The organism is Burkholderia sp. SIMBA_062 (assembly GCF_046534765.1).
Classification (GTDB): Bacteria; Pseudomonadota; Gammaproteobacteria; order Burkholderiales; family Burkholderiaceae; genus Burkholderia; species Burkholderia ambifaria.
This window is the reverse complement of the sequence record NZ_JAWRYD010000032.1, coordinates 38,876-53,326: the sequence shown is the minus strand read 5'-3', so window position 1 is coordinate 53,326 and position 14,451 is coordinate 38,876. Positions and strand designations below refer to the sequence as shown.

At 64.0% G+C, this 14,451-nt stretch carries 11 protein-coding genes and 2 pseudogenes; 11 read left to right on the top strand and 2 right to left on the bottom strand.

What is annotated here, in order from left to right:
- Positions 1 to 16: 16 nt before the first annotated feature.
- The 9 genes from SB786_RS28005 to SB786_RS27965 all read left to right on the top strand — a co-directional run bounded on the left by SB786_RS28005 (position 17) and on the right by SB786_RS27965 (position 9,440).
- A complete protein-coding gene (locus SB786_RS28005) occupies positions 17 to 832 on the top strand; it encodes a galactosyltransferase-related protein (RefSeq protein WP_410730311.1) in 816 nt (271 codons plus the stop codon).
- Positions 833 to 905: 73 nt separating this feature from the next.
- Complete coding sequence (cysD, locus tag SB786_RS28000; protein ID WP_410730310.1) at positions 906 to 1,868, top strand: sulfate adenylyltransferase subunit CysD; 963 nt, start codon at positions 906 to 908, stop codon at positions 1,866 to 1,868.
- A gap of 22 nt (positions 1,869 to 1,890) precedes the next feature.
- On the top strand, positions 1,891 to 3,261 hold the full coding sequence (locus tag SB786_RS27995) for a sulfate adenylyltransferase subunit 1 (RefSeq protein ID WP_410730309.1): 1,371 nt from the start codon (positions 1,891 to 1,893) through the stop codon (positions 3,259 to 3,261).
- Between the two features lie 32 nt (positions 3,262 to 3,293).
- Positions 3,294 to 3,518, top strand: coding sequence for an MbtH family protein (locus tag SB786_RS27990; protein ID WP_410730308.1), 225 nt, complete (start codon positions 3,294 to 3,296; stop codon positions 3,516 to 3,518).
- A complete protein-coding gene (locus tag SB786_RS27985; protein WP_410730307.1) occupies positions 3,505 to 3,918 on the top strand; it encodes a hypothetical protein in 414 nt (137 codons plus the stop codon). Before SB786_RS27990 ends, SB786_RS27985 begins: the two co-directional genes overlap by 14 nt.
- Before the next feature lie 28 nt (positions 3,919 to 3,946).
- The gene (locus tag SB786_RS27980; protein WP_410730337.1) at positions 3,947 to 4,831 is read left to right on the top strand and encodes a kinase; all 885 of its coding nucleotides are present in this window, start codon (positions 3,947 to 3,949) and stop codon (positions 4,829 to 4,831) included.
- An 86-nt stretch (positions 4,832 to 4,917) separates the two neighbouring features.
- Positions 4,918 to 5,559 (top strand): hypothetical protein, encoded by a 642-nt coding sequence (locus SB786_RS27975; RefSeq protein ID WP_410730306.1) that lies wholly within the window; start codon positions 4,918 to 4,920, stop codon positions 5,557 to 5,559.
- Positions 5,556 to 6,710, top strand: a complete 1,155-nt coding sequence (locus SB786_RS27970) for a pyridoxal-phosphate dependent enzyme (protein ID WP_410730305.1) — start codon at positions 5,556 to 5,558, stop codon at positions 6,708 to 6,710. Before SB786_RS27975 ends, SB786_RS27970 begins: the two co-directional genes overlap by 4 nt.
- Positions 6,711 to 6,755: 45 nt before the next feature.
- A complete protein-coding gene (locus SB786_RS27965; protein ID WP_410730304.1) occupies positions 6,756 to 9,440 on the top strand; it encodes a lyase family protein in 2,685 nt (894 codons plus the stop codon).
- 1,330 nt (positions 9,441 to 10,770) lie between these two features.
- Here SB786_RS27965 and SB786_RS27960 read toward each other — a convergent pair.
- Positions 10,771 to 12,180, bottom strand: coding sequence for a hypothetical protein (locus tag SB786_RS27960; protein WP_410730303.1), 1,410 nt, complete (start codon positions 12,178 to 12,180; stop codon positions 10,771 to 10,773).
- Positions 12,181 to 12,422: 242 nt separating this feature from the next.
- Between SB786_RS27960 and SB786_RS27955 the strand changes: the two are divergent.
- A pseudogene (locus tag SB786_RS27955) lies at positions 12,423 to 12,895 on the top strand (integrase); the annotation flags it as partial.
- Between the two features lie 48 nt (positions 12,896 to 12,943).
- Here SB786_RS27955 and SB786_RS27950 read toward each other — a convergent pair.
- Complete coding sequence (locus tag SB786_RS27950; protein ID WP_410730302.1) at positions 12,944 to 13,222, bottom strand: hypothetical protein; 279 nt, start codon at positions 13,220 to 13,222, stop codon at positions 12,944 to 12,946.
- Between the two features lie 174 nt (positions 13,223 to 13,396).
- On the opposite strand from SB786_RS27950, the pseudogene SB786_RS27945 reads away from it, so the two are divergent.
- A pseudogene (locus SB786_RS27945) lies at positions 13,397 to 13,693 on the top strand (H-NS family nucleoid-associated regulatory protein); the annotation flags it as partial.
- Between the last annotated feature and the right edge of the window lie 758 nt (positions 13,694 to 14,451).

The window sequence follows — 14,451 nt, the reverse complement described above, 5'->3', positions numbered from 1 at the left end:
GGAGGAGATTGAACCCATGCTTTCCATCATTGTGACGTGGCGCAACCGCAACGAACTGCACGGCGCGCTGCCGGGGCTCGTCGAGACGGCACGGCATCTCGGCGGCGAAGTCATCGTGGTGAACTTCGGCGGGGACGCCGAGGCCCTCGCGCGCCAGACCGATGCGCATCGTGACGCGGTGAGGATCGTCGAATTGCGCGAGCAGCCGTATTTCCACAAGACGCGCGCCCAGAACCTCGGTGCCCACTTCGCGCGGCACGACATACTGTTCTTCTGCGACTGCGACATCATCGTCGAGCCAGCCGCGATCGCCGCGCTGGTCGCGCGCTTGGGTGCTGCACCGGACCTGTTCGCGACGCTGAAAGGGGTGCGCGAGACCGAGCGCAATTCGCGCCAAGCGAAAAACGTTGTGCGATTCGGATATCGGCTCGACGTGAAGATCCGCAACGGCCGAGAACTGGCCATCGTCGACCACGAGGAGGACGCGCAGGACGGCACGCGCCAGGCGCCGGGGCTGCTGCTCGTGCGACGCGACGATTTCCTGGCAATCAATGGCTACAACGGGCGCCTCCACGGGTGGGGATGGGAGGATCAGGACATGATCTCGCGGCTCACGCTCGGAGCGGGACTCACGCGCATCCAGGAGGGCCATGCGCTGCACATTTCGCATGACGACCGTGCGCGTGTCTCGCAATATCCCGTGGAGAACCGTTGGGAAAGTCGGGACAAGATGTTCCGCCAGGCGTTGGCCTTCTATGACAACAACGATTTCCTTGGCACGTTCGCGCAGGATGCCGAGCGGTTCTCGGACGAACTCGTGTCGATCGTATGAGCGCGACCGCTTGGGCGAGGCGCAGCAGGCGTCGCACCATCAACCCATGCCGGACCACTCGGGGAGGTCTCCGATGAGCACGACGCTCGAACAATCCGCCTTCGCATCGCCGGCCGGCGCCGACAACCGCATGGGCCACCTCGACTGGCTCGAGGCCGAGTCGATCCACATCCTGCGCGAGCTGGTCGCCGAGTGCAGCAAGCCGGCGCTGTTGTTCTCGGGCGGCAAGGATTCGGTCGTCGTGCTGCACCTCGCGCTGAAGGCCTTCGGCCTCGGCGCGAACCGCAAGACGACGCTGCCGTTCCCGCTCGTGCACATCGACACGGGCCACAACTACGAGGAAGTGATCGACTTCCGCGACCGCCGCGCGCAAGAACTCGGCGCCGAGCTGGTGGTCGGCCACGTCGAGGATTCGATCAAGCGCGGCACGGTCGTGCTGCGCCGCGAAACCGATTCGCGCAACGCCGCGCAGGCCGTCACGCTGCTCGAGACGATCGAGCAGCACGGCTACACCGCGCTGATCGGCGGCGCGCGCCGCGACGAAGAGAAGGCGCGTGCGAAGGAGCGGATCTTCTCGTTCCGCGACGAATTCGGCCAGTGGGATCCGAAGGCGCAGCGCCCGGAACTGTGGAGCCTGTACAACGCGCGCCTGCACAAGGGCGAGCACCTGCGCGTGTTCCCGATCTCCAACTGGACCGAACTCGACGTGTGGCAGTACATCGCCCGCGAGAACCTCGAACTGCCGTCGATCTACTACGCGCACCAGCGCGAGATCGTGCGCCGCAACGGGCTGCTCGTGCCCGTCACGCCGCTCACGCCGATGCGTGAAGGCGAGACGAGCGAGATCGCGCAGGTGCGCTTCCGCACGGTCGGCGACATCAGCTGCACGTGCCCGGTGGCGAGCGATGCGGACGACGTCGAGAAGATCATCGCCGAGACGGCCGTGACCGAGATCACCGAACGCGGCGCGACCCGGATGGACGATCAGGCGTCCGAAGCCGCGATGGAACAGCGCAAGAAGCAAGGTTATTTCTGAAGCACACGAGGACATTCAAATCATGAGCATCATCGAGAACACCGAAGACCTCGGCGTGCTGCGCTTCATCACCGCAGGCAGCGTCGACGACGGCAAGAGCACGCTGATCGGCCGCCTGCTGTACGACAGCAAGGCCGTACTGTCCGACCAGCTGTCCGCGCTGTCGCGCGCGAAGAACAAGCGCACCGTCGGCGACGAGCTCGACCTCGCGCTGCTGACGGACGGGCTCGAGGCCGAGCGCGAGCAGGGCATCACGATCGACGTCGCGTACCGCTATTTCGCGACCGCGAAGCGCAAGTTCATCATCGCCGACACGCCGGGCCACGAGCAGTACACGCGCAACATGGTGACGGGCGCATCGACCGCGCATGCGGCGATCATCCTGGTCGACGCGACGCGTGTGACGCTCGAGAACGGCGTCGCGCAACTGCTGCCGCAAACGAAGCGCCACAGCGCGATCGTGAAGCTGCTCGCGCTGCAGCACGTGATCGTCGCGATCAACAAGATGGACCTCGTCGACTACAGCGAAGCGCGCTTCAACGAGATCCGCGACGCCTACGTCACGCTCGCGAAGCAGCTCGGCCTGACCGACGTGCGCTTCGTGCCGGTGTCGGCGCTGAAGGGCGACAACATCGTCGGCGCGAGCGAACGCATGCCGTGGTACGCCGGCGAGCCGCTGCTCGACGTGCTCGAGTCGCTGCCGGTCGAGACGCAGGCGCATGACGCGCTGCGCTTCCCGGTGCAGTGGGTCGCACGCCAGGACGGCAGCTCGGCCGACGATTTCCGCGGCTACATGGGCCGGATCGAATCGGGCGAGGTGAAGGTCGGCGACGAAATCGTCGTGCTGCCGTCGAACCGCACCGCGACGGTCGCCGAGATCGTCGCGCCGGTGCCGGGCGGCACCGCGTCCGTCGCGCACGCATTCGCGGGCCAGACGGTGACGATTCGCCTGGAGCAGGATGTCGACGTGTCGCGCGGCGACATGTTCGTCACGACCGCCGAGCCGGTCGAGCCGGCGAAGAAGCTCGAGGCCGACCTGTGCTGGCTCGACGAGACACCGCTGTCGCCGCAGCGCAAGTATCTGCTGAAGCAGACCACGAGCACGGTGTTCGCGAAGATCGGCGCGGTCAAGGAAGTGCTCGACGTGCATACGCTGTCGCACGCGCCCGACCGCCAGGAGCTGAAGATGAACGACATCGGCCGTGTCGCGCTGATGCTGCAGAAGCCAATCGTCTGCGACACCTACGATGCACATCCCGGCACGGGCGCATTCGTGCTCATCGACGAGGCGACCCATCACACGGTCGCCGCTGGGATGATTCGCGCTTACTCGGCGGGAGGCGGCCTAGTGTCGCCTGACATCGGTGTGGCGGTGCTCTCGCGGCGAAATTAGGCCCTTCACAATTCCTTTCCAGGGAAATAGCTATGGATGACGATTTGTATTTCGTAGTGAGGAGCAGGGAGGGGCAGTACTCGGTATGGCTCGACGGTAGGAACCTCCCTGCCGGCTGGGAGACGGTGGGCGACCCCGCCAGCAAGCAGACCTGCCTGCAGCGAATGGAGAAACTTTGGACGGACATGGTGCCCGCCGGTGTTCGCGAACACCTCAATCAACATTCGAGATCGGAAATTGATCATGCCGTTCGATGAAATCGTATCCGTCGCCACCTTGCACCAGCGCAAGATCTCGGACTTCCGCAAGCATTACTTGAACCAGGAACGCCCGGTGAAGGTCCCGGCCATACTAGGCGGTCACATCATCCCCACAGAGCACGCCAACCTGGTGCGCCGGGCACTGCCGTTTCGCGAGGCGCAGCGCGTGTGGGGCGAGCTGGCGAAGGCCGCGGACACGCTCAGCGTAGACGTAGCCGAGCCGCCCTACGAGTGCTTCGCACAGGCCGGCCCGCTGTTCGGCGAAGGCGTCTCGCGCATCACCGTGGAACGCATGGCGGCCCGCAAGGACTCGCTCGGCTCGTGCGGCGACCAGACTCTCGACGAGCTGCTCGCGCGGCTGCGCTCGATGCTGGCCGCCCGCCAGTGCGGCCGCTGACGGGACGACCATGCTCATGTCCGAACCAATGCGTTCCTTCAATCCTGCCCCGCATGCGGCGGCGGGCATCTCGTACTGCTCGTTCGGCGAACTGTTGCAGGGCGTGCTGATTGAGGACGAGACGGACTTTCTCGTCACACTGCCGATCCGCAAGTTCTCGGTCAGCACCTTCGTGCCCGATCACAGCAGCTCCGAGATTGTTACGCGGCCCAGCGGCAAGACCAAGGCCGCCGCGCTGGCGCGTGTGATCCTCGCGCGCCACGGCAGAACGGTCGGGGGCACCTTCCATATCGACTGCGATATCCCGGTCGGCAAGGGTCTGAGCAGTTCCTCGGCCGACCTGCTGGCCACAGCGCGCGCGATCGAAGTCTATCTGGGCCGGGAACTGCCGCTGGAACAGCTGTGCCGCGACATGAGCGGCATCGAGCCGACGGACGGCGTGATGTTCGCGGAGTCGGTGGTCTATCTGCAGCGCAAGGGCATGCTGCGCGCACGGCTGGGCCGCCTGCCGAATCTGCAAATCGTCTCGCTCGACGAGGGCGGCACGCTGGACACGCTCGAGTACCACCGCGGTGGCGGGGCCAACCGCCATAACCGCGAGCATCGCAGCGAGTTCAACGACCTGCTGGAGCGGATCGTGGCGGCCTTTGCGGCGCGCGACCTAGCAGAGATCGGGCGCGTGTCGACGCGCAGCGCCCAGATCAACCAGAAGATAAATCCGAAGCGGCACCTGGCGACGGTGCAGGAAGTCAGCGCCGCGACGGGCGGGATCGGGCTGGTGACGGCGCACAGCGGGACCTGCACTGGGATCCTCTACGAGGCGGGCCGGCCCGATCATGCGCTGAACGTGGCGCGTGCCGTCGACGCGCTGTCGGCCTATGGAGGCGTGAGGGTCTATGACACGATCTGCTGAACGCCTGCCATGGCCCCCCGCGCGGCGGCCAGCTGCCGCGCCGGTCAGCTCATCGTCGACCGCTGCGTATACAACGGGGAGGAAGCATGAAACTGCATCGTTTGCTGTACCGGGAAATGCCGTTCGCTGCGCTCACGCCGGCCGGGCTGCAACGGCTCGACAGCGCCTTCGGCGAAATGGTCGCCGCCCATCCGCTGATCTGTTACAGGGAGCACCGCGCCGATCTCGAGCAGTGGCTGATCACCGACTTCGTCCACGCCTCAATGCTTCGCTATCGCGGCGTCGAATTCGTGCAGATCGAGCGCGGCACGGTGTCCTACTACCGGCTGCCGGGCGGGGGGGGGGGCAGCACCGGCCACGAGCCGGAAGGCACCTACCAGATCTCGATCACCTTGGGCGCGTGCGCCGCGTTCCGGCTCTCAATCCGGAAGCACCGCGCCGGCCGGCTCGAACTTCTGGAATTCGCGCCGGCCGCGTCCTGCCCGGTGGGCGGCCCGCATGTCGAGCTGCCGCGCCACGTGCTGGAGCCGAGCAAGTTCGCTGACGAGCTGAAGCTCGCGATCACCAGCGGGGTGGAGTGGTTCTACCGGTGCCATCGCAGCGCCGACGCGGCGTCTCACGCCGCGCTCACCTACGAATCGCGCGCTACGCGCTGGAAGAAGGCCGTGCGCGGCACCGGCGCCGATTCGAACGCCTATCTGTGGATGCTCGAACAATCAATCGCATGAACGACACCATGATCCCGATCCCCGACCACGCCGGCGGCCTCGACGCCCGGCTCTACGACAGCGTCTCCGCCTCGCTCGACCACCCGGACCTGATCGCGCTGCGCCCCGGCCTGGTTGCCGCCGCGTTCCGCCTGATGAAGCTGGTGCCAGCCAAGTACATCATCGAGAAGGCCCTGGCCTCGGGTCAGCTCGACCCCGGCATGCCGGTGCTCGAAACCTCCAGTGGCACGTTCGCGATGGGCATCGGCATCGTGTGCGCGGAGAAGCGCATCCCGTTCCACATCGTCAGCGACGCGGCGATCGACGCCCGACTCCAGGCGCGCCTCGCGCAGCTGGGCGGTCGCGTGCAGATCGTCGGCGCCGACGCCTCGGGCTCGAACGTGCAGGTGCTACGCCTGGAAGCGCTGCAGGAACAGCTACGCGACAACCCCGGCGGCTTCTGGCCGCGCCAGTACGACAACCCCGACAACCAGCAGGCCTATCGCTCCTTCGCGCTGCAGCTGATCGCCGCCTTCGGGCGCGACCTGGTGGTGGTCGGAACGGTGGGTTCGGGCGCCTCCACTTGCGGCACCATCAAGGCGCTGCGGGAGACCGACCCCTCGATCCGGCTGGTTGGCGTCGATACCTTCGGCAGCGTGCTGTTCGGCCTGCCGGTCGGCAAGCGGGCGCTGCGCGGGCTGGGCAATTCGATCCACCCCGGCAATGTCGACCATGCCTGCTACGACGAGGTGCACTGGGTCTCCCCAGCCGAGGTCTATGCCAGCACGCGGCGCCTGCACGCCGATCACGGCCTGTACTGCGGGCCGACCTCGGGCGCGGCCTTCATGGTGGCGGAATGGGTGCGCGCGCAACGGCAGGATGGCAAGACCGTGGTGTTCGTCGCACCCGACGAGGGGCACCGCTACATCGATTCGGTCTACGACGACACCTGGCTGCGCGAGCAGGGCGTGGCCGACACCGTGCTGGCCAACGAGCCGACGCGCGCAATGAGCCCCGACACGGCCGGCGGCGCCTGGGCCCGCTTCGAGTGGGAGCGGCGCAGCTTTGCACAGGCCACCGGCCGCGACAAGCCGGCCGGCGATGCGCTCGCACAGATCCGGGCCACGCCCGCGCCGGCCGTGTCGTCCGTCTCGGCCGCTTCCGTGGCCTGAACCCGGCCATCCCCTGAACCGAAGCATCGAGCAACCGCCCTGACCATGAAGACCTTCGTATTCATCGAAAGCAATACCACCGGCACCGGCCGGCTGTGCCTGCGCCAAGCGCTGCTGCGCGGCTACCATGTGGTGTTCGTGACCGGCCGCCCGCAGCTCTATCCGTTCCTGCGCGAACTGCTGATCGAGCCGCTGGTGGTCGATACCGCCGACGTGGCGCGCATCGTCGACGCGCTCGGCGCGTTCCCGCAGATCGCCGGCGTGTTTTCGACGTCTGAGTATTTCATCGAGACGGCCGCCACGGTGGCCGCGAGCTTTGGCCTGCCGGGGGCGAGCCCAGAGGCGATCCGCACGTGTCGCGACAAGGCGAAGTTGGCCGCCTGCCTGCACCGGGCCGGTGTGGGCGCGGCCCATACCGAGGTGGTCTCCGATCTGAGCGCCTTGCGCGACTTGGCGCTGGGGCTGAGCTATCCGCGTGTGCTGAAGCCCTCGTTCGGCTCGGGCAGCGTCGGCGTGCGGCTGGTGAACGACGAGCTCGAGCTGCTCGAGCACGGTGAGCGGATTCTCGCCGCGCGCAACAACGAGCGTGGTCTGGCGGTCGCGCCGCAGTTGCTGGTGCAGGAGTTCGTCGAGGGCGCGGAGTTCTCGGTCGAGGTAGTAGGATTGGGCGCGGGCCGCGGTTATCGGGTGCTCGGCGTGACCGGCAAGCACCTCGGGCCGCTGCCGTTCTTCGTCGAAAGCGGCCACGATTTCCCGGCACCGATCCCGGCCGCACAGCGCGACGCGCTGGTGGCCGAGACGCTGCGCGCACTGGACGCCACCGGCCATCGCTTCGGCCCGGCCCACGTCGAATGCCGGATCGCGGCGGGCCGTATGGTGATCATCGAGATCAATCCGCGTCTGGCCGGCGGCATGATCCCGCAGGCAATCGAGGCGGCCACGGGCATCGACGTGCTCGGCGCGATGGTAGATCTGCATGCCGGCGTCTCGCCCGATCTCGCGCCGCGCCGCGACGGCCAGGCCGCGATCCGCTTCGTGTTGCCATCGCGGCGCGGCACGATCCGCGCGCTGTCGTTCGCCGAGCAGCCGCGCCTGGCGGGAGTGAGCATGCAATTCATGGTACTGCGCCAGCCGGGACAGCAGGTCGAGCTGGACGGCGACTTCCGCGATCGCGTCGCGCTCGCGCTGGTCGCGGCCGCCGATCACGATACGCTGAAGCGGGCTTTGGACGGCCTCGAGGCGCGTATCGCGCTCCAGCTCGACGAAGCGGCCGAGCCGAACCCGGTCGCCCACACGGGCCGCCTGCGCCGTGCCCTGCATCCCGAGGCACTGGCGATCGTGCGTCGCCCGGAGCCGCCGGCCCAGCGCCTCGCCGAACTCGAGGCCTATGCGGCGATCGACGAGGCCCATCTGCTGATGCTGGTCGACACCGGGCTGTGCCCGCCGGCGCGCGCGGCGGTGGTGCTGGCCGAGCTGGCGCACCAGCGCGAGGCTGGTTTCGCCGCGATCGTCGAGGCGGTGGCGCCGCGCGGCAGCTACGCGCTCTACGAGCAGTTGCTGATCGATCGGGTAGGGCCGGACGCGGGCGGCGCCGTGCACACCGCGCGCTCGCGCAACGACATTAATGCCTGCATCGCCAAGCTGCGTGCGCGCGACTGGTTCGACAGCGCGGCCGAGCGGCTGTGGCGGCTACGCTCGACCCTACTCGACAAGGCCAACGCGACGCTCGACTGGCCGCTGCCGGTCTACAGCCAGTACCAGGTGGCCCAACCGGGCAGCTTCGGCTACTACCTGTGGTCGGTCGAGGCCGCGCTGCGGCGCGACCAGGCCGCGCTCGACGCGCTGGACGCGGATCTCGCCACCTGTCCGCTCGGCGCGGGTGCCGGCGCGGGCACCGATTTCCCGATCCGCCCGGAAATCAGCGCCGCGCTGCTCGGCTTCACGCACAGCTTCGACAGCGCGCTGGACGCGGTGGCGAGCCGCGACCTGGTGCTGCGCCTGCTGTCCGCGCTGGCGATCGCGGCCAGCACACTGAGCCGGCTGGCGCATGACCTGCAGCTCTGGACCATGCGCGAGACCGATTTCCTGACACTGCCCGACGAGCTGAGCGGCGGCTCCTCACTGATGCCGCAAAAGCGCAACCCGTACCTGCTCGAGATCGTCAAGGGCAAGCTCGGACACGTGGCCGGCGCGCTGAACACGGCAGTGTTCGCCTCGCAGCGCACGCCGTTCAGCAACTCGATCGAGATCGGCACCGAGATGCCCGCGCATTGCGCCGAGGTCGTGCGGGAGTTCAGCGAGAGCTGCGAGCTGCTGCGGCTGATGATCGATGGTCTCGAGGGTCACCCCGCGGCGATGCGCGCAGCCGCCAACCAGGGGCTGGTGACGGCCACGCAGGTGGCCAATGCGCGGGTGCGCGAGACGGGGATCAGTTTCCACGCCGCGCATCACGAGGTCGGCGCGCTGATCACCGCGACCCTGGAGGCCGGCGGCGACGCGCCGGCCGCGCTGGCGGCTCTGTTGCGCGAGCCGCTTGCGCCAGTCGAGGCGGCCGCCGCGCGGCTCGCCCACGGCGGCGGGCCCGGCGCAGCCGAGGCAGGCATCGAGCGTGCGCGGGTGTTGCTGCGGAGCGCCGCCGAGGCTGCCTGGAAGCGCCGCGCGGCCTGGCAGGCCGGCGCGCGGCAGCGCTACACGAGGGTCGCCGCGCTGTTGGCCGCCACGCCGCATTGAGGATCGCGTCCGCAACTCTATTTTGCAGCGTGCCAAAGGCTCATCTGTCCGATGCTGGTGCTTACAGCGAAATGGAGCGAAGGGCGAGAAATGTTTCGCCCGTCGACTCGTGGTCTAGTTGGGCTCGGCTTTAGCGTCGTTCCTTGCACACCGTTTTTGAATTGCGCCAACTCAACACCGTATTTGTGCAACAGTCTGTTGCACAAATACGGGCCGCGGAAAGGCTTCTGCGAGGGCCGCACGTACATAAGGATGCGCGGAGAAAACCGGCGCATATCACGAAATGCTGCCTTAAGATCCCGTGCCAGGCGGTCGACGCCACCAGCATCCCAGCCTTGTTTTTTGCTGTCGATCGAGAATGTCGCGGCTAATCGGTCAATACAGTGAAACAAGCTCGCAATTCGCGCTGGCCACGGCGCGCTACCGCAAGCGCTTGACGCGCTGCTTGAGCTAGGCGAATCAGTGGCGACGTCGGCCAACGTGGGGGCCCAGATCTGGTTAGTTGGCGAGAGAAATTATCTCGGTGGAACCGACAATCGACCAGCACGATTGATATGAAGCAGAAATTCTCACGCGACAATTTTTGATAAATGTTAATTATGTGAATTCAGACCGAGCTGAATTGCTTCCGCAACTTTACGTTCATAACGACCGACGCATGCTGGGTGACCAGGGGTAGCCAAAGCAGTCCGATCTAGGCGCGAAAGACGGGCGCCTAGGAATGGACGACAATACTGCTTGCGGTGTTATGGTTCCTCGTTGAATGTGCTCACTGGACCGTATTCTAGCCAGGAGATTCCCCTGTCAAGGGAGCAAGGCCCCATTCCAGGCGGTCCCCAAAACGTGTCGCGGGTCTATATCGGTTCGCCGCCAGGCATTGCGTGGTGATCGATGATCGGCCACCGACGATCCTTACGCGAACGCACCGTGATGTGCGACAGATGAGGTCACTCTCGGTCATCGATTGCGTCCGCAGATTCGGCTAGCAGGCGCAAACGTGGACCTTCTCGAACGGAGGTGCAAGGTGAACGAAATCTAGCACGTACGTCAGAGCGGCCTGGCTCATGACCAAACAGCGCTGGAAGCATTTCGCCTGCATCGAGTTTTGGAGTCAAATGGAGCTATTATGACAAGAAGGGTTGTCAAAATTTCTTATCTGGCTCGCCAGACCACATAGCCCATATGTGTCACTCCCACAAATCCGCGATCGGACGACGACCCAACGCGGGCGAGTGTACCGCTACAGGTAAGATGTGCCGGCCCATAACTTATGGGCATCGACACAGTGCATTCGGCTCTTCGAACGCCTCGAGCCTCGTCGATGAAAGAGTCAACGCGCTTGCGAATGCTCATCAACGTCGTTCGCAAGAACCTTAGCCTCGGGCTTCAACAGCCCGCATGAGATCAGATACTCGATGTCACTTTTATGGCCGCGCAGCCCCTCGAACATGGCTTCTTCGGCGGTGTAGGACCAGACCGCGTTGTCGACAGGATCCAATGCTGGTCCAGAAACTGTAAGTGTTCTTGCGCTCATCTGTTTAGCGCGTGCGGTCGCGAATGGGGACGCTGGGAGCTTGTAGGTAAAATCCCGTTCTTCTTGCAGCAGACTCGGCAAGGTATTCGCCTCCTTCACGAGATCGCCCGGGACACCTTGTCCGTTCTGGCGGCGTGATGCGGCTGCCAATCGCGCCTTTAGCGCTGAGATGGCCGGAATCGCGAAATCACGCATCCGGAAGTATTGCGACATTTGCATCGACAGCGCGTTTTCCCCAGTCTCGCGAAGTAGCTTGCTCTGATCATTTGATGTGCCAACACGAAGCTTCGCGTTCGGGCAAGCTGACTTTGCATAGTCCACGGCGCTCCGTTCAAATCCCAGTTCCATGTCAGCTGCGATGAGCAACTGGCGAAAATCTGCATTCAGGTAGTCTGTCGCCGTGACAACTTCGGTATACGCATCGGTATTCATTACTCCCGCCATCTGATCCCGCTGTCTGCCTAGCTTCAAGAGCGCCGACTTGATCGGTCCGATGCAACTACCTTGCAATTGGCTGTAGAAGACGAAGGCCTTGCCGCCCATCGACTCAACGCACTTCACATAGACATCCTGCAGCTCGTCGAGCGTCAAAACGACCTGCTGCAATCCTGATACGGTCGTCCTCCTGTTTGCGTCCGTGGCAGCGAGCCACTGTTCGACTCGATGCGAACCAAGCATGCCGGCGACACCGACAGCGGTTGCCACAAAGGCCGCCGATGCGATGAACTTCAACGAAGGTTTGCGCCACCATTGGCCATAGAATGTCTCCATCACCCCGGGACAGCTCCGGATCTGGTCCGACATCGATTGCCAGCCCCATAGCGTAACGGGAAACTTGCCCGCGGCTTGGCGGCTTCCGCTCACGCCTATGACGTATTGTTGGAGGACCGCATCTTCGTTTGCGGTGGTGACAATATAAAGTTCATCGAGCGTATCAGGAAACGTTTCCGCTTCTACAATCGCATTGTCAATCTGCTGTTGCGTGAGTTTCTTCCCCATGGACGAGGCGCGCCCCTTGCATTGCACGCCGATCAAAGCGCCGGTCCGCAGGCGTCCTAGTACGTCAATACCGTTTTGCCGCTGCCCACCACGACCGAACCGGCTGAACTTAGCTTGAAACGCTTCACTGAAGAGCGCTCGGGATAGTCTCTCAAACTGTTGCCAGTCTGCAGGCGCGGGTATATCTACCGATGTTGGCGATGTCATAAATCCTCGTGGATTATTCTAAAATTTTGCCGAATTCGCATTCGTATGTGTAGGTAGTGGCGAGGGCGGGGTGATTAAAAGTATAACTCAAGCAATAATTTATATTTGTTATTATTCGATTGAGTTTTGATCGACGCTGATCCGTATGGCATAATTTTCTTGCTAGAGCAGGGCGAAATGAAGGGCGAGAATTTTGCCGTGGACGCATTGATGCATTTCGGTGCGCCTGATCCTATGGGCGATCGTCACTCACGACCGACGACGCGATCGCATAGGCGCATTCCCGCGCCGCCCCACGCCGCGCGAGCGTTGGGTCGGGCCGTTGCGGCCGGGCCTCTGTCCGAACGGCGGCCGTTCAATTGGCCCGCTGTCGGCACGATCCGCGGTATACGCACTGAACGTCCTGTTGGCGCTTTTCCGCTAGCTGATCGAGTAGCGCTACGTGCTCCCGAATCCGTTCGCCCGCGTGAAGGTCAAGAACCACGCGCCGTGCGCAGGTCTGGACGTGTCGCGCGGCTTCTCCGAGGGTGTGTCATTTCTTATCCGCACGCTGGCCGACGGCCTCGAGTGATCCTATGGTTGGAGCGTGCCGGCCGCTCACCGCCTGCGCCTCCTGCTGGAATTTGGGTATGCAACCAGCCTACGCGCGAGCGAGCTGGTTGGCGCGACGCTCGCCGACGTCCGCCGGGACGAACACGGCGATCACCGGCTGCACGAGTTGCACTCGCTGTTTACATTGACTCGAGCACGATCAGATCGGCCGTTATGACGGCGATACGCGAAAGCCAGGACGGCAGTGCACGCGAGCAACGCTTCCTTGTCGAATTCGGTCGACAGCCTCTATCGGCAAGGGACAGCCGCTGGAGAAGGCGATCAACCTGATGCGTTCGCAGAGTTGTAAATGGGCCGATGCGCTGAGATGAGCGGTTGCGCGCGGCAGCTCTAGGAGCTTGGCTGCTTGTTGCAACCGGACGTTAGCCGGGCCGATGGCCTTTCTCCATCCATCCTCGAGTTGCGTATCGCCGACGGGTTCATAACGCATGTTTTGAACTCCTTGATTTCGTTTGAGCCGGAGGAACGTGTAGATCGGACTTTATCGATCAAACTCTGGTTGAACGTGGATTGCGGGGTAATCTATCAATTCGATCTATCTCGATGAGTGGCATAATTCGAGTGTTGCGATCTCTCGCAACCGACAACTTTGGGAGAACAGAACATGGCCAATAGCGACTACAAGACGTTGAAGGCGCAACTCGACGCTTTGCAGGAAAAAACAGAGGCGGCACGCGTTGCAGAGCTGGAAGCATTGATTACTGACATTCGTGAAAAGGTGGCTGAATACGGAATCACGACCGAGCAGATTTTCGGTCGTCAACGCGTAGGGAAGGGCAAGAAGGTCGGCGGTCACGTGGCGGTGAAGTACCAGAATCCGAAGACGGGTGAAACCTGGAGCGGTCGAGGTCGCGCGCCGGCGTGGATCAAGGACGTGAAGGACCGCACTCGCTTTCTCATTGGTGCAGCGGCCGCGACTGCGAGTACCGCCGGCAATGGCGCAGCTGGGGCCGCAATCAAGAAAGCTGCGGCAAAGAAAGCAGCCGCAAAGCCCCAAAAGGGCGACGCGAAGTCCGTAAAATCGGCCGGCGCGACGGCGGCTCGCAAGAACGCGCGCCCATCTACTACTGTTGCTGCAAAAAAGACGCGAGTCCGGCGCACTTCTGGCGTGAAAATGGCGGCAGGCACCGCGGTCAAGCCGGAAGTGGTCACCGAAGCCGCGAGCGAGTAAGACGGCGTTGGTCGGGCAGGCGGGTGGCAAGGAAAGGATTGTTCCCTGCCACTCACTTTTATTGTTTGCTCCTGCTGACGTTGCATCGTTTTTCACCTGATCCGGGCGAATTTGGCCCAGTGCCCGGATACTGCCACAGTCGTGTAGGTCAATTGGGATACCGACATTGTTTCGGGTGAACCTGGCCCGCTAGCGACACGATCGTCGAATGGTTTTGCTCCCTCGAAGGGTGAACTCCGATCGGCCCGATTCAACTTCCTAAGATGACCACGCATCCGGCATCCCCACACGTCCCTCGCATCGTTGTGCCACGCCCTCCCATCCATGGCCGCAGCGTATTTGCTCGTCGTGCTCTAGCCCTTGGTGAAATCCTGGTCGAGTAAGTCGGCGAGCGTATCGATTGGGAGGTCGCCATCAACAGACCGCCAGCCGATCCCCGTCAATCGAGATCACACCTTCTTCTTCGACCTCGGCGATGGGCGCGTCAT

Excerpts from the sequence above, each read along its gene's own strand:
- SB786_RS28005 (WP_410730311.1), top strand. The coding sequence starts at position 17 with ATGCTTTCCATCATTGTGACGTGGCGCAACCGCAACGAACTGCACGGC.
- cysD (WP_410730310.1), top strand. The coding sequence starts at position 906 with ATGAGCACGACGCTCGAACAATCCGCCTTCGCATCGCCGGCCGGCGCC.
- SB786_RS27995 (WP_410730309.1), top strand. The coding sequence starts at position 1,891 with ATGAGCATCATCGAGAACACCGAAGACCTCGGCGTGCTGCGCTTCATC.
- SB786_RS27990 (WP_410730308.1), top strand. The coding sequence starts at position 3,294 with ATGGATGACGATTTGTATTTCGTAGTGAGGAGCAGGGAGGGGCAGTAC.
- SB786_RS27985 (WP_410730307.1), top strand. The coding sequence starts at position 3,505 with ATGCCGTTCGATGAAATCGTATCCGTCGCCACCTTGCACCAGCGCAAG.
- SB786_RS27980 (WP_410730337.1), top strand. The coding sequence starts at position 3,947 with ATGCGTTCCTTCAATCCTGCCCCGCATGCGGCGGCGGGCATCTCGTAC.
- SB786_RS27975 (WP_410730306.1), top strand. The coding sequence starts at position 4,918 with ATGAAACTGCATCGTTTGCTGTACCGGGAAATGCCGTTCGCTGCGCTC.
- SB786_RS27970 (WP_410730305.1), top strand. The coding sequence starts at position 5,556 with ATGAACGACACCATGATCCCGATCCCCGACCACGCCGGCGGCCTCGAC.
- SB786_RS27965 (WP_410730304.1), top strand. The coding sequence starts at position 6,756 with ATGAAGACCTTCGTATTCATCGAAAGCAATACCACCGGCACCGGCCGG.
- SB786_RS27960 (WP_410730303.1), bottom strand. The coding sequence starts at position 12,180 with ATGACATCGCCAACATCGGTAGATATACCCGCGCCTGCAGACTGGCAA.
- SB786_RS27950 (WP_410730302.1), bottom strand. The coding sequence starts at position 13,222 with ATGCGTTATGAACCCGTCGGCGATACGCAACTCGAGGATGGATGGAGA.